We start from the raw sequence: 19,708 nt of genomic DNA on the forward strand, positions 1-19,708 counted from the left end.
ACAAAGCGTCTTCATCTTTTTAAGGGTTTTAATAAACTGGATAAATCTAATATATACTAATTCTCTATATAAAACAGTTCAACTCCGGATGATACTAATAAGAAATCTTGTTTTTTTAGGATATACAGAAATCATCTCCTGCAAAACCTAGTTTTAGGCGGGAACCTCATGCTTGTTTCATAAATGAACTATTTCACCACAGAGGACACGGAGGACACAGAGTTCTAGTTTAGAGATAATTATAACCTCTGTGTCCTCTGTGGTGAAAAGCCTAAAAGAAGTATGCTGATAGAAAAAAAGAAGGCTGTTTCAAGATTAAATTTGAAACAGCCTTCATTATATATAGAAGCTATCGCTTTCTTACTTCTTTTCCGGCCTTGGCAACAAAACTTTTCTTGAAAGTTTGAATTTACCAGTTTTCGGATCAATATCAATCAGTTTTACTTCGATTTCATCACCTTCTTTGATTCCGGCTTCTTCTACTGTTTCCAGACGTTTCCAGTCAATTTCGGAGATGTGCAGCAAACCATCCTTGCCCGGCAAGAATTCGATAAATGCACCATAAGGCATAATAGAACGAACTTTACCTTTATAAACTTCGCCTACTTCAGGAACAGCAACGATTGCTTTAATCATGCGCATTGCATCATCAATACATTTCTTGTTTGTTCCGGAAACTTCGATGCGTCCCATACCATCAATTTCTTCGATAGTAATCACAGCACCAGTTTCTTCCTGCATACCTTGGATGATCTTTCCACCAGGGCCGATCACAGCACCGATGAATTCTTTAGGAATTGTCATCGTTTCGATACGTGGAGCATGTTCTTTCAGGTCGGCACGTGGTTCGGCAATTGTTTCAGTAATCTTATTAAGGATATGCATACGTCCTTCTTTAGCCTGGTTCAAAGCACGTTCCAAAATGTCGTAAGACAGACCGTCTACCTTGATATCCATCTGTGTAGCAGTGATACCGTCTTTTGTTCCGGTCACCTTGAAGTCCATATCTCCCAAATGGTCTTCGTCACCCAGGATATCAGACAATACAGCATATTTTTCTTCGCCCGGATTCTTAATCAATCCCATAGCGATACCCGATACCGGTTTCTTGATCTTCACACCTGCATCCATCAATGCCAATGTGCCGGCACATACGGTAGCCATAGAAGAAGAACCGTTAGATTCGAGGATATCTGAAACCACACGTACTACATACGGATAATCAGCAGGAATCTGTCCTTTCAAAGCACGCCAAGCCAAGTGACCGTGACCGATTTCACGACGACCTACACCACGTTGTGCTTTTGCTTCGCCTGTAGAGAAAGGAGGGAAGTTATAGTGTAACAAGAAACGTTCTTTTCCGTGTTCCAAAACATCGTCGATAATCTTCTCATCCAGTTTTGTACCCAGAGTAACAGAAGTCAATGACTGTGTTTCACCACGAGTAAAGATAGCAGATCCGTGAGGGCCAGGCAGAGGACTAACCTCACACCAGATCGGACGGATTTCAGTAGTCTTACGACCATCCAGACGCTTACCTTCGTCCAAAATAGAACGGCGCATGGCTTCTTTTTCTACATCGTGGTAGTAACGGTCGATCAATGCAGCCTTTTCGTCCAACTCTTCTTCAGAGAATTGAGCTTTGAATTCTTCGCGGATTGCTTCGAAAGCAGCAAAACGTTCGTGTTTGTTATTGTTTCCGGAAGCGGCAACTGCGTAAGCCTTGTCGTAACATGCTTCATGAACAGCCTTGCGCAAGTCTTCGTCGTTTACTTCGTGGTTGTATTCGCGTTTTACAGTTTTACCAACCTCTTCAGTCAATTCCATCTGCGCTTTGCAATGAATCTTGATAGCTTCGTGAGCTACCTTCATTGCTTCCAGCAATTCAGCTTCGGATACTTCATGCATTTCACCTTCTACCATCATGATGTTCTCATAAGTAGCGGCTACCATCAAGTCCATGTCAGCTTTTTCCAGTTGTTCAAAAGTAGGATTGATAACGAACTGACCGTCAACACGTGCTACACGTACTTCAGAGATCGGTCCGTTGAAAGGAATATCTGAAACGGCAAGTGCTGCAGAAGCGGCAAGTCCTGCCAATGCATCCGGCATGTCTACACCATCAGCAGAAAAGAGGATGATGTTCACATATACCTCTGCGTGATAATTATCGGGGAATAAAGGACGGAGAGCACGGTCGACAAGACGGCAAGTAAGAATCTCATAATCAGAAGCCCTACCTTCTCGCTTGGTGAAACCACCAGGGAAACGGCCGAATGCCGCAAATTTTTCTTTGTACTCTACCTGTAAAGGCATAAAATCTGTTCCGGGAACTGCATCTTTAGCGGCACAAACAGTAGCTAACAACATGGTGTTGCCCATGCGAAGCATTACAGAACCGTCTGCCTGTTTTGCCAACTTTCCCGTCTCGAGTGTGATGGTTCTTCCATCAGGTAACTCGATTGTCTTAACAATTGGGTTAATCATAAAAATTGTTTTATCTATACTTTTTCTTTCAAAATTCCTGCAAAGATATACATTTATCGTGGTAATCAGGTGGGAATGAGGTAAAAAGTTAGTGATGAACTGATTTTTTTTCAAAATTAGAATGAAGAACCCGGCAAAATGCTTTGACTAATCTCGAAAAGAAGTATATTTGCATCTCGTTAATAACACACACTATATGAAAAAGGTTACTTTTGCAGCGCTCGCCGCACTTACTATTACCGCTTGTAGTTCCGGTCCTAAATTTCAGGTGAACGGGAATGTATCAGGAGCCGATGGTAAAATGCTTTATCTCGAAGCTTCCGGTCTGGAAGGTATTGTTCCGCTCGATTCAGTGAAACTGAAGGGAGAAGGTACATTCAGTTTCAAGCAGCCTCGTCCCGAATCACCCGAATTTTATCGCTTGCGGATTGACGACAAAATCATCAATTTTTCTGTAGATTCTATCGAAACGATTCAGATCAAAGCGCCGTATGCGGATTTCTCCACGACTTACACGGTGGAAGGTTCGGAAAACAGCAACAAGATAAAAGAACTAACGATGAAGCAGATCCGCCTTCAAAAAGAGGTGGACGACTTGCTGGCAGCTTTACGCAGTAACAGAATGGGGCATGATGTATTTGAAGACAGTCTGGCAACGTTGCTCAACAATTATAAGGAAGACGTCAAAGTGAACTATATTTTCGCTGCTCCCAACACGGCAGCCGCTTACTTTGCCCTGTTCCAGAAACTCAATAATTACCTGATATTCGATCCGTTGAACAATAAAGATGATGTGAAATGTTTCGCTGCTGTCGCTACGAGCCTCAACAATGCGTTCCCTCATGCCGTACGTTCCAAGAACCTTTATAATATTGTAATTAAGGGAATGAAGAACACGCGCCAGCCACAGGCGAAAGCATTGGAGATTCCTCAAGAGAAAATAGTGGAAACCGGAATTATTGACATCGCCTTGCGTGACGTAAAAGGAAATGTACGCAAACTGACCGATCTGAAAGGAAAAGTTGTATTGCTCGACTTCTCTGTATTCCAGTCGCCTGCCGGATCTCCTCATAACCTGATGCTTCGCGAACTATATAATGAATACGCAAAACAAGGGCTGGAAATATACCAGGTATCTCTCGATGCGGACGAACACTACTGGAAAACTGCGGCAGACAACCTTCCCTGGGTTTGTGTACGCGATGGAAACGGAGTGTATTCTACCAACGTAGCTGTATATAATGTTCGTCAGGTTCCATCTATCTTTTTGATTAACCGTAACAACGAATTGAAGCTTCGCGGCGAAGATATCAAGAATTTGGAAGCAGCTGTCAAGTCATTGCTCTAAGTTGTTATAATTTAGCATATTTCATTTAAATATGTTACATAGCATCTTTTTTCACTTGACACGTATCACTTAAAAGTCTATCTTTGCAAAGAAATAATGATAAGAGGGTTCCAACATGGCTCATGTTGGAATTCTTTTTTGTTTATATGACCATTTAAAACAATTAAAGGAGGAAAACATCATGGCTTATATGTCAGAAGAAGGTTACAAGAAACTGATGGCGGAACTGAAGGAACTGGAAACAGTGGAACGCCCAAAGATCTCTGCGGCAATAGCCGAAGCAAGAGATAAAGGAGACTTATCGGAAAATGCAGAATACGATGCTGCCAAAGAGGCGCAAGGTATGCTTGAAATGCGCATCAACAAATTGAAAGCTACCATTGCAGACGCAAAAATCATTGATGAATCTAAACTGAAAACAGATTCTGTACAGATCTTAAATAAAGTGGAACTGAAGAATGTAAAGAACGGTATGAAGATGACTTATACCATCGTTTCCGAAAGTGAAGCTAACCTGAAGGAAGGAAAGATTTCCGTTAACACTCCGATTGCACAAGGTCTGCTTGGCAAGAAGGTGGGTGATATAGCCGAAATCACTGTCCCACAAGGTAAAATTGCATTGGAAGTAGTAAACATATCAATTTAACGTAAAGGCAGGTCTCCTTGTGGGGCTTGCCTTCATTTATCAATAAAAGTTATGGCAACAATATTCAGTAGAATCATCGCAGGCGAAATCCCCTGCTATAAGGTGGCGGAAAACGAAAAGTTTTTTGCGTTTCTTGATATCAATCCGTTGGTAAAGGGACATACATTGGTGGTGCCCAAACAGGAAGTGGACTATATTTTCGATTTGAGCGATGAGGACCTGGCTGCGATGCATGTATTTGCAAAGAAAGTGGCCCGTGCCATTGAAAAAGCTTTCCCCTGTAAAAAGGTAGGCGAAGCGGTTATCGGACTGGAAGTTCCTCATGCACATATTCATTTAATTCCTATTCAAAAGGAATCGGATATGTTGTTCTCGAATCCGAAACTGAAATTGTCGGATGAAGAATTCAAGTCCATAGCACAAGCAATCAACTCCTCTCTATAAAACATGATGATGAAATAAGCAAGAGCGTTCTAAGAAGGACGCTCTTTTTTATTTTAATTGGTCAATTGGTCGTTAAACAAAAAGCTATGACGGCGCCGGCATGCCCAGAAAAGAGTCACAATGGTAATCAACAGATTAAAGATAAACGGAAACTCTTGTGATTGGGTATGAAATATCCATTGGAGAAATGATGCTTTTCCATCAGGAAAGGCAGATGCCAACTGACTTCTGCCAGATAACCTGTCACGGCAGTTGCTATCCCTAACGTGAAATTAGTTATGGCGGAACTCAACCCGAACTGTTTCACCCGATAAGTTCCCACAAAATATCTGGAAACCAATCCGGTAGATAAAGGGATAATAAGTCCGGACCCGATGCCGAGCAAAGCATAATGCCACTATAGGATTATTGCCATTCATCGATTTCACCTGATTCCTGAAATGCCGATGAATAAGGAGATAGCGGGTGAAAGCGAGGGGTGAAATCAGGTGAAACAGAACATTATCGGTTTCACCTTGTCTTTTCAAAATATCCTTTGAGCTAAAACCAATATCATTATAGCTAATCCAGATATCATTATAGCTAATGAAAATAGGCTGATAGCAAATTCATTGTCAGGTATTAATAGATGAACTGTCAGATGTTAATAGCCTAGTCGTCAGGTGTTAACACCTTGGTTCTCATCTGTTAATACTTGAATTGGTACATCTATAGATTCAACAGATTGCATCTATGTATTCAGCACGATGGCTATATATGTCCAGCACGGTGGCTATATATGTCCAGCACGGTGGCTATATATGTCCAGCAATCGGTATAAACAAGTAAGCGTCTCCGCGATGCCGTTACATTCAAAAGGTGAAAGCGATAATGGAAGACTTCACCTGTTTTTTTCCTACGCTTTCACCCGCTATCTACTTATTCATCGATGTTTCAGTTATAAGGTGAAACGGGTGGAACTTATAAATCAAAAGTTCATGGTATACTTATGCAAATCAGTTATTGAAAACAAAATCTCATTCATTTCCGTGCATGGTCATGAGTTTTTCAACCCAATCACAAAAGCTCCGTTTCAATAAGGGCGTCCTCCTCCTTGATAAACGCCCAATAATGCAAAACCGGGAAACTTTAAAAACTATCCACTGTTGTTGTGGGAAATTCGACGGGGAAAATCCCCATCGCCCTAAACCTTAAAAAAACAAATTAGTATGGAAGATTTAAATTTCAGAAAAGGTGATGCAAAGACCGATGTATTTGGTTCGGACAGAATGTTACAACCCTCCCCGGTAGAGAAAATACCCGATGGACCTACTACTCCTGAAGTCGCCTATCAAATGGTGAAAGATGAAACATTTGCTCAAACCCAACCACGATTGAATCTGGCTACGTTCGTAACCACTTATATGGATGAATATGCCACTAAGCTGATGAATGAGGCCATTAACATCAACTACATTGATGAAACAGAATATCCGCGTATCGCAGTGATGAACGGTAAATGTATCAACATCGTTGCCAACTTGTGGAACTCTCCTGAAAAAGACACTTGGAAAACCGGTGCGCTGGCTATCGGTTCTTCGGAAGCATGTATGCTAGGTGGCGTAGCTGCCTGGTTGCGTTGGCGCAAAAAAAAGACAAGCACAGGGCAAACCATTTGATAAACCAAACTTTGTTATTTCTACCGGTTTCCAGGTTGTTTGGGAAAAGTTTGCACAGTTGTGGCAGATTGAAATGCGTGAAGTGCCTTTGACACTCGGAAAAACCACTCTCGACCCCGAAGAAGCTTTGAAAATGTGTGATGAAAACACCATCTGTATCGTGCCTATCCAAGGTGTTACATGGACTGGACTGAATGATGACGTCGAAGCATTGGACAAAGCACTGGATGCTTACAATGCCAAGACCGGTTACGACATTCCTATCCACGTAGATGCCGCCAGTGGTGGTTTCATCCTTCCGTTCCTGTATCCGGAAAAGAAATGGGACTTCCGTCTGAAATGGGTACTTTCCATCAACGTATCCGGCCATAAGTTTGATTTGGTATATCCGGGACTCGGATGGGTTTGCTGGAAAGGCAAAGAATATCTGCCCGAAGAAATGTCATTCAGCGTAAATTATCTGGGTGCCAACATTACACAGGTAGGTTTGAACTTCTCCCGTCCCGCCGCACAAATCCTGGGACAATATTATCAATTCATCCGTTTAGGATTCCAGGGATACAAAGAAGTGCAGTACAACTCCCTGCAAATTGCTAAATATATCCACAGCGAAATAGCCAAGATGGTTCCGTTTGTCAACTACTCTAATGATGTTGTGAACCCATTATTCATCCGGTATCTGAAACCGGAATATGCAAAGAACGCCAAATGGACTTTGTACGATTTGCAAGACAAACTATCTCAACGCGGTTGGATGGTTCCTGCTTATACCTTGCCTTCCAAACTGGAAGATTATGTAGTGATGCGTATCGTTGTCCGTCAGGGATTCAGCCGCGATATGGCAGATATGCTGCTGGGCGACATCAACAACGCTATCACCGAACTGGAAAAGCTGGAATATCCTACTCCTACCCGTATGGCTCAAGAAAAGAATCTATGAATAAAAAAGTAACACTCGCTCAATTGAAAGAAGTGGTACAGGAGGCATACGATCAGGTAAAGACCCACACCAGCGGCAAGAACGCCGACTATATCCCCTACCTGGCAAATGTCAACAAAGATCTCTTTGGTATCAGTGTCTGCCTGCTCAACGGGCAGACCATCCATGTGGGAGATACTGACTACCGCTTCGGTATAGAATCCGTATCCAAAGTACATACAGCTATTCTGGCACTGCGCCAATATGGTGCCAAAGAAATCCTGGACAAGATTGGAGCCGACGCAACAGGCTTGCCTTTCAATTCAATTATCGCCATCTTGCTGGAGAACGACCATCCGTCTACTCCGTTGGTAAACGCCGGAGCTATCTCCGCCTGCAGCATGGTGCAGCCCATTGGCGACTCTGCCAAGAAATGGGATGCCATTGTAGGAAACGTAACCGATTTATGCGGCAGCGTCCCACAATTGATTGATGAACTGTACAAGTCCGAATCGGATACCAACTTCAACAACCGTTCTATCGCATGGTTGCTGAAAAACTATGACCGGATTTATGATGATCCGGATATGTCATTAGACCTTTACACCCGTCAGTGCTCTTTGGGAGTGACTGCATTGCAGCTTTCCATTGCAGCCGGCACAATCGCCAACGGTGGTGTAAATCCGGTGACTAAGAAAGAAGTTTTTGATGCCGCGCTAGCTCCTAAAATCACTGCCATGATTGCCGCAGTAGGTTTCTACGAACATACCGGCGACTGGATGTACACTTCCGGTATCCCCGCCAAGACAGGTGTAGGCGGCGGTGTGATGGGTGTACTGCCCGGACAGTTCGGCATTGCTGCCTTTGCTCCTCCTTTGGATGGATCGGGCAACTCCGTGAAAGCGCAACTAGCTATTCAATACATCATGAACAAGCTGGAATTAAATGTGTTTAGCAACAACCATATCACCGTTGTTGACTAAAACTCTCTCTCGATCTCTTTTATAAGTAGGTAAAGAGGCTGTCTAAAAAGTCGTCAGTAACTCTAACTCCCCTCCTTCAGGGAAGGAGGAGAATTATAATAGAACCGACTTTTTAGACAGCCTCTTTTTCTTTAAGAAAAGTAATCTACTATTGCTTTTCAACATTTTACGCCCGACGTCGCTCTCTCAGTTTTTATCCCCACCCAAGCATATTATGTATTAACCTTCTGTACGACTGCTTTTTCTGCCGATTCCTTTTGGGCAGAAGCCTTTTTCTGTTGTTCCTCCTCTTCGTAATATTGCTTCCTACGCTCGTTGGATTGTTGAATCAGATTTGTAATATAAACCGTGAAGATGGGAAACATCATCATACCCAAGGCGGCGAGCAGAACGGAAAGCACACGCCCGGTCACGGTCTGCGCTGTAATATCCGACCCCACGGTAGTGACATCCATAAAAGCCCACCACAAGGCATCTCCATAATCATTTACCAATGGATTCACCCGATGCTCGAGCACAAAAAATGCCAAACTAGAGAAATAAACTGTTACCAGCAACATCGTCAGATAAGAGACGAACAAGCTAGAAGCCCGGTTGTAAGTCAGCCAGCCGACCACAATAGCAAGCGCATATCCTCCCCTCAACAAAGGAATGAAACGAAGCAAGTAGGTGATCTCCTGCGAAAATGTCCATCCATAATATGCAATAATATTCTGATAAGGGATGGCCACCAATAAAAAGATAAAATGTGTCCGCAGATAGCGTCCTTTATGCTTTGCCAAAAAGAACTCCAATACAAAATCGAAAAGAAACCAAAGGCAGATACATAGCTGTACCTTCATGTAAGAAGACTGTGTATAGAAAGGGATTCCCTTAAAAGTATCCACCGAGATACTGATAACCAGAAACAGGGACATCACCAATATAATAATGTGAAGAATACCGTAAATCCCCTTTTTCCCGGAAATAAAATCTGAAAACGCTGATTTCATAACTACTTAATTGATAATAAAATGGTTGATGTATAATTTAGATTGTTTAGAAACAATCGAGAAAAGTAATTGTTTCGAAACAGGCAAACCGGGGTTTACAGTATCCCAATTCCGGCGATGTTAATTAACGAACTTTGAAAGAGATTGCGGAAACATCTCGCACAAAATGTTGTTATAACACTGACTTTAAAATATTTTTCACTTAAAACCTTAACTTATGGCAAATATTAAAAATGCAGTGAAGCTGGGGGTGTTTACCCTTGCTATCATGAATGTTACGGCAGTAGTATCCTTGCGTGGACTACCAGCCGAGCCGTATATGGAATGAGTTCGGCCTTCTATTATCTTTTTGCAGCTATTGTCTTTCTAATCCCTACATCGCTCGTTGCAGCCGAGTTGGCAGCGATGTTTCAGGATAAGCAGGGCGGTGTGTTCCGGTGGGTAGGCGAGGCTTATGGCAAGAAGTTGGGATTCCTCGCCATCTGGGTGCAATGGATTGAAAGTACGATCTGGTATCCGACAGTATTAACGTTTGGTGCCGTATCTATCGCTTTCATCGGAATGAATGACGTACATGACATGTCACTGGCAAACAATAAGTATTATACGCTCGTCGTCGTACTTATCATCTATTGGCTGGCCACCTTCATCTCTCTGAAAGGTATGAGCTGGGTAGGTAAAGTAGCCAAAATCGGTGGTATGGTCGGTACCATTATCCCGGCCGGACTGTTGATTATCTTAGGAATCATTTACCTGGCAACAGGCGGACATTCCAATATGGATTTCAACAGCAGCTTCTTCCCCGACTTTACCAACTTTGATAACGTCGTTCTTGCTGCCAGCATCTTCTTATTTTATGCCGGTATGGAAATGGGCGGTATCCACGTAAAAGACGTAGATAACCCTTCTAAAAACTATCCGAAAGCCGTATTTATCGGTGCGCTTATCACAGTGTTGATCTTCGTTTTGGGTACTTTCGCATTGGGTGTGATTATCCCTGCCAAAGACATCAACCTGACTCAAAGCCTGCTTGTCGGTTTCGACAACTATTTCAAATATATTCATGCTTCCTGGTTGTCACCCATCATTGCCGTCGCTCTTGCTTTCGGTGTATTGGCTGGTGTATTGACATGGGTTGCCGGTCCGTCCAAAGGTATATTTGCCGTAGGTAAAGCCGGTTATATGCCTCCGTTCTTCCAGAAAACAAACAAGCTGGGTGTACAGAAGAATATCTTGTTCGTACAGGGTATCGCTGTAACCGTATTAAGTTTGTTGTTTGTTGTTATGCCTTCCGTACAGAGCTTCTATCAGATTCTGTCACAGCTGACAGTTATTCTTTATCTGATTATGTACCTGTTGATGTTCTCCGGAGCTATCGCATTGCGTTATAAGATGAAGAAACTCAACCGTCCGTTCCGTATCGGTAAGTCCGGCAACGGTCTGATGTGGTTTGTTGGCGGTCTTGGCTTCTGCGGATCATTGCTTGCCTTTATTCTTAGCTTCATCCCGCCCAACCAGATTTCTACTGGTAGCAACACCGTTTGGTTCTCCGTACTAATTATCGGTGCAATTATCGTTGTCGTTGCTCCGTTTATTATCTACGCTTCCAAGAAACCGTCTTGGGTAGATCCTAATTCTAATTTCGAACCGTTCCATTGGGAAGTTCAGGCTCAACCTGCCACTGCAAATGTTAGTGCAAGCAGCGCTAATGCCTCCCGTCCTGCTAATGCTACTTCTGCACATGCAGGAGGAATAACCGGGGCAAATACAGCTACCCCTGGGGCAACCGCTTCTAATGCAACAACTTCAGGTACAGCATCCTCCGGTTCAGCTTCCCTCGGAAGTTCCTCTGCCAGCAAAGCATCTCCGGGAACCGGAAACAAAGATAAGGATGCACGTAAGTCGTAAAGGCTAAACATTCATCCTGTTCATCAAGAAATTCAAGAGAATTTAAGAAGCCTTGAATTTATAAAATCACCCTTACTACAATCAAGTGAAGCCCCCAAAAAAGTCAGACTTAACACTTTTGAGCTACACTTTACAACTGTGGTAAGGGCGATTTACTTTATGGGCTGAGCTTAATCAATTCTACCAGCGAGTTATTCTATTTTGTCTTAAATATTCCGTCCAACTCTCTACAAATCATTGGTATCAGACTCCGTATAAACGAAATCTATCGTCCCGGATTCTATTTGAGAAAGATCGAAAAAGTGACTAGCACTTTGCCCACACATAAATGAGGGTAGCTGCTAGAACTATTATAATAATAATTGCCAGTGATGACATAGGATTAGAGTGTTTATAATATTTTGATAGTTTCAGTGCATAAATTTATAAAACATGTTGCATAAATAATAAGTTATCTACATATTTGTTCTAACAAAAATACATTCATATTTTCACTGGTCAGAATTTGACGAAATTTTCCCGCAAAGTTATTGCAGTATTAAAAAATATACTTATCTTTGCACCCGCAAACGAGAAAGGTGCCATAGCTCAGTTGGTAGAGCAAAGGACTGAAAATCCTTGTGTCCCCGGTTCGATTCCTGGTGGCACCACTTTTTAAGAAGGCAAAACGATGTAAATCCCTGAATTTCAAAGAAGTTCGGGGATTTTTCTTTTCCAAGAGTAAGCAAAATTAGTGGGATTGAAGCAAACTATACGTCCTTATTCAAGGGACTGTTTTTAAAAGCCCGAAATGTTCCACTACGAGGTATTTACTTCATTCTTTTACAGCACGTTGCATTATCTTACATAACAGGGTTCTCGGTTCGATTTCCTAACTTTGTATCATTAAAAATTGAGCCGTATGGAAAGAAAAAGATTCAGCGTGTTGTTCTTCATCAAGCGCAGCAAACTGTTAAAAAACGGGGAAGCGCCCGTGCGTGTGCGTGTCACTTATGACCGCTTATAGGCTCAGTTGTAATTCTTGGGGGATTAATATTTGTAACTTCCATTTATGCATATACCTTTGCTAGCCTAAAAAGGAAGAATCTCATATCCACGACTCCTCTAAATGATGCCCTAAATGCTTTGATTTTAGCATTAAATGCTTCTGCAGCTGCATTTGTGCTCCTGTTCACAAAGAAGTTTAAAATCCTTTCGTAATGGTTCTCAATAGAGTTTGCTACTGTTGTGAATGTATCGTATCCATATTCTTCAATCTTATTATACCATAGTGCCAGCTTTGCTCTTGCCACATCCTTGTCATAGTTTGTGGAAAATATCTTTCCCAACTCCAATGAGTAGTAATATACGTGCTTAATATCTTCAAACTGCTTGAAAAGTAATTCTGCCCTGATTTTCTGACTCTTGGTCCATTTATCAGGTGATTTAAATAATAAATATCTGCTTCTGGCCAATAATTGCCTGAGTGTATCTCCGTTTTCGAGTTCTTCCGCTTTATATACTTCCCCCTTCTCTTTTGCCGCTTTCATGGCTTTATTCTCCTCTTTTATCACTTGCCATCTATATGTAATGCGCAACTCTTGTACAGCTTCATATACAAGTTTTTGTACATGAAACCTATCAATCACCTGCATGGCACGTGGAAAGCACGTTTTCGCAATCTTTTGCATGCTCCCTGCCATATCCAGTGTGATTTCTTTGACTTGATTCCGCAGCTCCTGTGGCATCTTTGTAAGTACCGCAATGATATCATCGGTTTTAGTGCCCTGAATTACAGCTATAATAGAACCTTTCCTGCCTCGCTTATCTCTATTTATTAAGATGGTATAAAGATCTCCCTTGCTTAAAGCCGTCTCGTCAATACATAGGTGATAACCCATATTCTTTGGATAAAGGATATACTCTTGGGCATGTGCTCTCTGATCCCAATTCTGGAAGTCACTCAGGTGGTCTTTATATTGGCTTTGAAGATGTTTGCCATCCATGCAGTAATGCTCGGCTACACTTTGGCAGCTAACAGCGTGATTATCCAAGTAATTCTTTTAAAAAAGCACCGAACTCAGCGGTTATGCGAGTACCGGTGGCTACCAAACTCCAGTCACGACTATACGTCTGCCCGGTGGATGGATCTTCCCAGCGACGACGCTTGATACGTAAATAAACGGCTTTACCACGGATAGGGAAGTCCTGAACTTCAATCTCAGGGAGGAAACCTTTTGAGTGAAGATGGAGATCAGAGTACTCGGAAGGAATAGTGGCTTTCTCCTCTAAATAAAGAATAAAGCAAGTATCCTGAGATACATGATTGACTAGGGTGAAGTAATCAAGGATTCCTGAAGGCAAGAACAAGCTTAAAGAAGCAACAGGATCAATCGTTTGGGAAGAGGATGTTTTCATGATGCAAAAATAAGAATTTTAACGCAATCCCCCAAATTTTCAGACTGAGCCCGCTTATACGTGGAACTTCAACTGAAACGGAGTATCAAAGTCCCACTTTGGTCGCAGGAAAAAGAGAAATCGACAGGCAAAGACCGAAATTCTGTCGAACTTAACCATTACATTGACGCCCTGCGTGTGAAATTCTATCAGATTTACCAAGACTTGGAACTGGAGGGAAAGATTATCTCCGCACGTGCCATAGTGAACCGCTATCAGGGAAAGGACGAAACGTTCAAGACATTGTATAATGTATTCAAGGAACATAACGACAACTGCCGGAAGCTAATCGGGACGGACTATGCCGACATCACCGTAAGACGTTACGACAATTGCCTTAAATACCTCATGGAACTGGTTAAACGGGATTACAAGGTAGATGATATGTTACTGCGTGAGGTAAACGGGGAACTGGTACGCAAATTCGATTTATACCTAAAGACGGAGAAGCATTGCGCACAGAATACCGTTATCCGGTACATGAAATGTTTTAAGAAAGTGATAAACCTTGCCATTGCCAACGAGTGGCTGGCAAAGAACCCGTTTGCAGGAATCAAGTTTCACGAGGTGGAGGTAAACAAACAGTTCCTAAGCCAAGCCGAGATAAACCGGATATGGCAGAAAGAGTTCAGGATTGAACGGCTGGAACTGGTACGGGATGTTTTTATCTTTTGCGTTTTCACATTTGTTGCACTAACTAATGTATGCTTGATTATCAATAAATTGCAAACTAATAATAGAGGTATAGGTAATGGGTTAGAAACCACCTGTCTTCATCATTTTGCATGATTCCCAATCATTTCAAATAGCTCAATGCGAAGATAATATTATTTTGAGAATTAACCAAATTCTGATAATCAAAATCATACAAATTCAGCGAATTACCGGCTATGGTTGCTGAAATTTATACTTCAATCCATATTCTTCCAGTTTGTTGTACAGTGTCGTACGTCCTATCCCGAGCAGTTCGGCGGCAACCTTGCGGTTACCGTTCGCCTGCTTCAACGCGCGTAAGACACGCTCCTTGTCTTCCGCATCGCTGCGCAGGGCGAAGCTGACAGGTGAGGTCGCCCTCGTCACGGCAAGTTCCAGATGCTCTTTCGTGACAAGACCCGTCTGTGCCTGCAACACCGCGCCCATGATTTTCTGACGAAGCTCGCGGACATTGCCCGGCCACGCATGGGTCAGCAATGTCTTGCGGGCTTCTCCGTCAAATCCGATGACATCACACTCCAGTTCCCGGTTCGCAATTTCACGGAAGAACTCAGCCAGCGGCATGATGTCCTCCTGACAGTCGCGCAACGGCGGGACGGTTATCTCGAAGTCATGCAGGCGGTATAATAGATCCTGCCGGAAACGCTTTTCATGGACCGCCTTCTCCAGATCCTCGTTGGTGGCGGCGATGATGCGCACATTGAAACTCCGGTCAGATTTGTCGCCAACGGGACGGAACCTACGTTCCTGTATGGCGCGGAGTAGCATCTGCTGGGTTTCCGGTGCGAGGTTGCCCACCTCGTCCAAGAACAGCGTGCCGCCTTCGGCTTCATGGAAATAACCTTTCTTGGCACTGTCCGCACCCGTGAATGCGCCTTTTACGTGTCCGAAGAAAGCCGACGGCGCAAGCTCTTTGGTGAGCGAACCGCAGTCCACAGCCACAAACGGCTTTCCTGCCCGCTTGCCCTTGTCGTGCAGCAGGTGGGCGATATGCTCCTTGCCCGTGCCGTTCTCCCCGAATATCAGCACGCTCATGTCGGTGGGGGCTACCAGCCTTATCCGCTTCATGATGGCTTGGAACGCCGAGCCGTCACGCGAGAACAGGGGCATACGGCTCCGTCCGACATTGCATTCTTTCAATATGGTGCGGAGTAATGGGACAAGTTTGTCCTCCACAAGCTGTTTGGGTATATAGTCCAGCGAGCCGAGTTTCATACTTTCAACTGCCGTATGTACTTCGGCATAGTCGGTCATGATGATGAACGGTTGCATCATGCCCTCCTTGCGCATCCAGCGCAACAAGTCGATGCCATCGCCTTCAGGCAAACGTAAGTTTGAAACTATGATGTCGTTTTCTGTCGCTTGTAGCAGAAGCTTCTTTGCTGTCGAGAGGTGGAATGCTTGCACGGTGCGGAATCCCTCACGTGCCAGCAGGTTGCAGACAAACTCACAATATACGATGTTATCCTCCACCACGATAATTTTTGTTTTATCCATTTTCGTATTTTCTCCTTTCTTCTTTTGCCAGCTGGATTATCTCCGAACCCTTATCCAGCACAGCTTTTACAGCATTGCCAATTGTTTTATCGTCAGGTGTGCCATCGCAATGAAGCAATTTGTATAGTTCCCTTAACGGCTGGTCGGCACGGAGTATCTCCCATGAACTTCGCAGGTGGTGTGTAAGTGCGTCCAGTTCCTGAAGGTCTTTCTTTAGACCCGCTTCCCTGATTGCCTGCATTTCCTTTTCGGTTTCCGTTATCAGTTTATCCAGCATGACGGATTCATTGCCGTATGACAGCAGAGAAGTGAAATCCGGCTTTTCATTCCGGTTGCCTTTCATGGCGCATTTGTCTGAAACCTCCATCAGTTCCGATATGGAGAACGGTTTGAGCAGGCAACCGGAGAAACCACGTTCCATAAGTTCCTCCTTGCTGCAACTGCCTGAAGCGGTTGTCACGACTACCGGGATAGTCTTTGAATTGCCAACGTTGGAGGTGCGCAGCAGTTCCAACAGCTCGAAGCCGTTGATTTCCGGCATGTTCAAATCCGTCAGAAGCAGGCTGTATTCTTTCCGGCGTATCATTTCCATCAGTTCCGCAGCATCGGTGCAGGTGTCGCAGTGTACGCCTTCCTGTGCATACATTTCTTTCAACATCAATAGTAACACCTCGTCATTGTCGATGGCGATGACATCATGGAATGTACGGTCATGATGAATCTGTGTCTGATTTATCCGTTCCGGCAGTTCCCCGGCTGTATGCATGGGTATTTCCACCGTGAAACGGCTGCCTTTGCCTTTCTCGCTCTCCAGCCGGATTGTACCTCCGAGCATTGACACGATACGCTGAATGATGGACAGTCCCAGTCCGAAGCCGTCTTTTGCGGCGGCGTTTGACAGACGCTCAAACGCACCGAATACCCGTTGTTGTTCCTCTTCGGTCATACCTGTACCCGTATCTTTGACGATAAGTTTCAGGACGTCGTTATCATAGTCCGTTGTCAGAGAAACGCCACCGTTCTCCGTGAACTTGATGGCGTTTGACAGCAGGTTGTTGCCGATTTGCAGGATACGTTCCTTATCGGTCAGGACAATAGTATCCGTCTGATTGGTTATGATAAGAGCCAGCCCCTTATTCATGGCGATTGGCATAAACTCCGTTTCAAGAATGTGCGTGATTGCCGAAATCCGGCAAGGAGAAGTGTTCGGCTGCTCCTTGCCGTTATCCAGACGGAAAAAGTCAAGCAGTGTGTTAAGCATTTCGCGCATACGGTCGGAAGATTGCCGGATATTACGGACATATTGCTCTTTTTTATCCGCATCATTCCCTTTTTCCATCAACGCGGTATAACCGATTATTGCGGTTAAAGGTGTGCGCAGTTCATGCGTGATAGTATGCACGGCTTTCTTGCGAGAATTTATCAGTGCCTCGTTTTTCTCTACCGCTTGTTGTAGCTGTTTGATTAAATTTGTCGTTTCCCGTTTGTACCGCTTGATACGGTTAGTATTCCGGTGAATTATGATATATGAAATGATTAACAGAAGGAGGACGAATCCTGTCAAGCCACCTATCTGAATAAACGATTTTTCACGCATGGTGGCTATCTCGTCCTCTCTCTTTTTTGCAGGTCAGCTTGTATTTTTCCATCTATTTGGCGAATCAAACTTTGTAACTGACGGTTAACAGCAAGACTGTCAGCGTGTTCCGATAAACGGCGGCTTTGTGCTTGTTGTTCGGCTATCATATTCCGGCTAAGAGAATGGAGCATCGTGGTAGTCACGGTGGGCTTTGCTTCCTCCTTTTTACCAAAGATGCCCAAGAAGCCCTTTCGCTTCAGCTTCTTGGGTTGTTCTTGCGTACTTTTATATACGATTGCAGGCACTTGACGGGCTATCCTTTCTTTGATGCTTTTCTGTTCATCAAGCATCTGTACAATTCGTCGCATTTGTTTTTCTTTATCCTCTAAAAGATAGTGTACACTGTCAATGCGTTCAAACGGGTAGATAGACGTGAAATAATAAAGCATACTATCCAAAGCCATACGCTGCAAATGATAATTTGCAATATCTTTATCTTCCCATTCCAATATTGTTTCTCCTAACAGAGAAAATCCTGTTAAGCGAAAGTTTAATTCATTAACATGTCGGCGCAACTCATCAGTGGTTCGGTTCTCCTTCTCTAATACTTCAAGCTTTTTCCATTCATACTGATAGCAATATATAATCATTCCTATTAGTATGAATATTAGAATATAGCCACATGATATTAGCTTGCGGATTGAAATCATAAATTTAATGAGGTTTGAAAGAGATAAAATCAACAATGTCCTGAAGGACTTCGGGGGAGATCGTTTCCTCAATTGTGCCGTATTCCTGTACTGCGCCCGTTTGAGCGTGCTGGAAAAGGTGATTAAGTCCGGGATAAAGTTTCACGGTCGCTTTCGGGGCGAGTCGTTGCATTTGAGGCATATTCAGTTCCGGGCGAACTTGTATATCTTTTTCTCCGTATAGTGCGAATACAGGGCAATCCGTATCTGCAATGCTTTCCGCCGGTGAAAAACCGATATAGAAATTTAACCACGGGTTATTGTCGGCTGCAATCTTTTTCAGATTGGCTTTCAAAGATGTGTGAACGGGAGTATTCTTCCAATTTGCACATATAGCTTCAATACTGTCAACGGTCATATTGTTACCCTCCCTTATTTTCAGTTCATACATCTTGCGCAATGCTTCAACATAATCAGACACAATATCCGCCGGCATGTTACCTTGTTTCAGCATTGTTGCACTTTGGTCTATTAGAACCGAGTCTCCACGAACCGTCTGTGCGCCAATGGCAATAATGAAATTCGGATTTGAGAATAATCCCGAATTGTTCTCTGCTCCCAGTATAAATGCCACTGCCGCTCCCTCGCTATGCCCCAATATTCCGACATTTTTGAATTTCATTTCTTTGCGCAGGTATTCCATTGCCGTTTTCGCATCTCGTGCAAAATCTTCAGTGGTGGCATTTTTGCCGTCGCCGGTTGATTCTCCATATCCTCGGTCATCATATCGTAAGGTTGCAACGCCGTTTCGGGCAAGGTAATCGGCGATGACAGCAAACGGCTTATGTCCGTATATTTCTTCATCGCGGTTTTGCAATCCGCTACCGGTAATCATTACGATAACCGGAGTTGTCTCATTAAAACCTTCAGGTAAAGTAAGTGTCCCAGCGAGAGTAACACTATCTGATAAGTTATTGAAACGAACCTCCTTTGTAGTGTATGGATATGGTGGCTTAGGTGTTTGAGGTCGCTTTAATTCCACAATGCCCGGCGATAATTCAAGGGCGGCACTCATTGCTCCTTGTGTGCATTTCCCAATGAGTTTCCCATCTTGTTTCCGTCCTGTAAACGTCAATCCGATGCGTCGAACTGTCACATTTACAGAATCAGCCGAAATGAAATTCACTTCTCCGGCTATTCCGTATGCTCCTTGATCCGGAGAATCAAGCGTGACTGACGGTTTGCCATCTTCTTCTATCTTGAATTTGAACACAATCTTTAATGCCACTTGCGGAGTTATCTTCAGCGTACCATGCCATGCACTCGAAATATTATCCTCGGAAGCCATAATGTTTAATATGGAACAGGTGGCTAAAATAGTTGCAATTATTATTCTTTTCATCATTGT

Annotated in this window: 10 protein-coding genes, 1 tRNA gene and 5 pseudogenes; 8 read left to right on the forward strand and 8 right to left on the reverse strand. The window is 43.5% G+C overall.

Annotation, left to right across the window (positions count from 1 at the left end):
- Positions 1–360: 360 nt before the first annotated feature.
- Positions 361–2,487 carry a polyribonucleotide nucleotidyltransferase gene (pnp, locus tag A4V03_RS16105; protein WP_065539621.1) on the reverse strand — a complete coding sequence of 709 codons (2,127 nt, stop codon included), beginning with the start codon at positions 2,485–2,487 and terminating at the stop codon, positions 361–363.
- Between the two features lie 196 nt (positions 2,488–2,683).
- On the opposite strand from pnp, the gene A4V03_RS16110 reads away from it, so the two are divergent.
- From A4V03_RS16110 to A4V03_RS16120, 3 genes are all read left to right on the forward strand, one after another.
- On the forward strand, positions 2,684–3,835 hold the full coding sequence (locus A4V03_RS16110) for a TlpA disulfide reductase family protein (protein WP_065539622.1): 1,152 nt from the start codon (positions 2,684–2,686) through the stop codon (positions 3,833–3,835).
- Between the two features lie 181 nt (positions 3,836–4,016).
- Positions 4,017–4,481, forward strand: a complete 465-nt coding sequence (greA, locus tag A4V03_RS16115) for a transcription elongation factor GreA (RefSeq protein ID WP_065540470.1) — start codon at positions 4,017–4,019, stop codon at positions 4,479–4,481.
- 51 nt (positions 4,482–4,532) lie between these two features.
- On the forward strand, positions 4,533–4,925 hold the full coding sequence (locus tag A4V03_RS16120) for an HIT family protein (RefSeq protein WP_008026146.1): 393 nt from the start codon (positions 4,533–4,535) through the stop codon (positions 4,923–4,925).
- 199 nt (positions 4,926–5,124) lie between these two features.
- On the opposite strand, the pseudogene A4V03_RS21705 reads toward A4V03_RS16120, so the two are convergent.
- Positions 5,125–5,313 (reverse strand): annotated as a pseudogene (locus tag A4V03_RS21705) (MFS transporter); the annotation flags it as partial.
- Positions 5,314–6,133: 820 nt separating this feature from the next.
- Here A4V03_RS21705 and A4V03_RS16130 point away from each other — a divergent pair.
- Together A4V03_RS16130 and glsA are read left to right on the forward strand one after the other, a co-directional pair.
- Positions 6,134–7,523: pseudogene (locus tag A4V03_RS16130) on the forward strand (glutamate decarboxylase).
- Positions 7,520–8,485 carry a glutaminase A gene (gene glsA / locus A4V03_RS16135; protein WP_065539624.1) on the forward strand — a complete coding sequence of 322 codons (966 nt, stop codon included), beginning with the start codon at positions 7,520–7,522 and terminating at the stop codon, positions 8,483–8,485. The pseudogene A4V03_RS16130 and the gene glsA overlap by 4 nt, the downstream one beginning before the upstream one ends.
- Before the next feature lie 212 nt (positions 8,486–8,697).
- Here glsA and A4V03_RS16140 read toward each other — a convergent pair whose 3' ends face one another.
- Positions 8,698–9,477, reverse strand: coding sequence for a potassium channel family protein (locus A4V03_RS16140; protein ID WP_065539625.1), 780 nt, complete (start codon positions 9,475–9,477; stop codon positions 8,698–8,700).
- 217 nt (positions 9,478–9,694) lie between these two features.
- Here A4V03_RS16140 and gadC point away from each other — a divergent pair.
- Both gadC and A4V03_RS16150 read left to right on the forward strand, forming a co-directional pair.
- Positions 9,695–11,385 (forward strand): annotated as a pseudogene (gene gadC, locus A4V03_RS16145) (putative glutamine/gamma-aminobutyrate antiporter GadC).
- Positions 11,386–11,962: 577 nt separating this feature from the next.
- A tRNA-Phe gene (locus A4V03_RS16150) sits at positions 11,963–12,035 on the forward strand.
- A 399-nt stretch (positions 12,036–12,434) separates the two neighbouring features.
- Here A4V03_RS16150 and A4V03_RS16160 read toward each other — a convergent pair.
- Both A4V03_RS16160 and A4V03_RS16165 read right to left on the reverse strand, forming a co-directional pair.
- Positions 12,435–13,418, reverse strand: a complete 984-nt coding sequence (locus A4V03_RS16160; RefSeq protein WP_236588617.1) for an ISAon1 family transposase — start codon at positions 13,416–13,418, stop codon at positions 12,435–12,437.
- Positions 13,411–13,782 carry an ISAon1 family transposase N-terminal region protein gene (locus A4V03_RS16165; protein WP_065537581.1) on the reverse strand — a complete coding sequence of 124 codons (372 nt, stop codon included), beginning with the start codon at positions 13,780–13,782 and terminating at the stop codon, positions 13,411–13,413. The genes A4V03_RS16160 and A4V03_RS16165 overlap by 8 nt, the downstream gene beginning before the upstream one ends.
- A 60-nt stretch (positions 13,783–13,842) precedes the next feature.
- On the opposite strand from A4V03_RS16165, the pseudogene A4V03_RS16170 reads away from it, so the two are divergent.
- Positions 13,843–14,526: pseudogene (locus A4V03_RS16170) on the forward strand (phage integrase SAM-like domain and Arm DNA-binding domain-containing protein); the annotation flags it as partial.
- 183 nt (positions 14,527–14,709) lie between these two features.
- Here A4V03_RS16170 and A4V03_RS16175 read toward each other — a convergent pair.
- The 3 genes and pseudogenes from A4V03_RS16175 to A4V03_RS16185 all read right to left on the reverse strand — a co-directional run bounded on the left by A4V03_RS16175 (position 14,710) and on the right by A4V03_RS16185 (position 19,705).
- The gene (locus tag A4V03_RS16175) at positions 14,710–16,032 is read right to left on the reverse strand and encodes a sigma-54-dependent transcriptional regulator (RefSeq protein ID WP_065539626.1); all 1,323 of its coding nucleotides are present in this window, start codon (positions 16,030–16,032) and stop codon (positions 14,710–14,712) included.
- Positions 16,025–18,321: pseudogene (locus tag A4V03_RS16180) on the reverse strand (hybrid sensor histidine kinase/response regulator). Before A4V03_RS16180 ends, A4V03_RS16175 begins: the two are co-directional and overlap by 8 nt.
- Before the next feature lie 4 nt (positions 18,322–18,325).
- Positions 18,326–19,705 (reverse strand): alpha/beta hydrolase, encoded by a 1,380-nt coding sequence (locus tag A4V03_RS16185; RefSeq protein WP_065539627.1) that lies wholly within the window; start codon positions 19,703–19,705, stop codon positions 18,326–18,328.
- Between the last annotated feature and the right edge of the window lie 3 nt (positions 19,706–19,708).

This window comes from Bacteroides caecimuris, from assembly GCF_001688725.2.
In the GTDB taxonomy this organism is placed as follows: domain Bacteria; phylum Bacteroidota; class Bacteroidia; order Bacteroidales; family Bacteroidaceae; genus Bacteroides; species Bacteroides caecimuris.

Excerpts from the sequence above, each read along its gene's own strand:
- pnp (WP_065539621.1), bottom strand. The coding sequence starts at position 2,487 with ATGATTAACCCAATTGTTAAGACAATCGAGTTACCTGATGGAAGAACC.
- A4V03_RS16110 (WP_065539622.1), top strand. The coding sequence starts at position 2,684 with ATGAAAAAGGTTACTTTTGCAGCGCTCGCCGCACTTACTATTACCGCT.
- greA (WP_065540470.1), top strand. The coding sequence starts at position 4,017 with ATGGCTTATATGTCAGAAGAAGGTTACAAGAAACTGATGGCGGAACTG.
- A4V03_RS16120 (WP_008026146.1), top strand. The coding sequence starts at position 4,533 with ATGGCAACAATATTCAGTAGAATCATCGCAGGCGAAATCCCCTGCTAT.
- glsA (WP_065539624.1), top strand. The coding sequence starts at position 7,520 with ATGAATAAAAAAGTAACACTCGCTCAATTGAAAGAAGTGGTACAGGAG.
- A4V03_RS16140 (WP_065539625.1), bottom strand. The coding sequence starts at position 9,477 with ATGAAATCAGCGTTTTCAGATTTTATTTCCGGGAAAAAGGGGATTTAC.
- A4V03_RS16165 (WP_065537581.1), bottom strand. The coding sequence starts at position 13,782 with ATGAAAACATCCTCTTCCCAAACGATTGATCCTGTTGCTTCTTTAAGC.
- A4V03_RS16175 (WP_065539626.1), bottom strand. The coding sequence starts at position 16,032 with ATGGATAAAACAAAAATTATCGTGGTGGAGGATAACATCGTATATTGT.
- A4V03_RS16185 (WP_065539627.1), bottom strand. The coding sequence starts at position 19,705 with ATGATGAAAAGAATAATAATTGCAACTATTTTAGCCACCTGTTCCATA.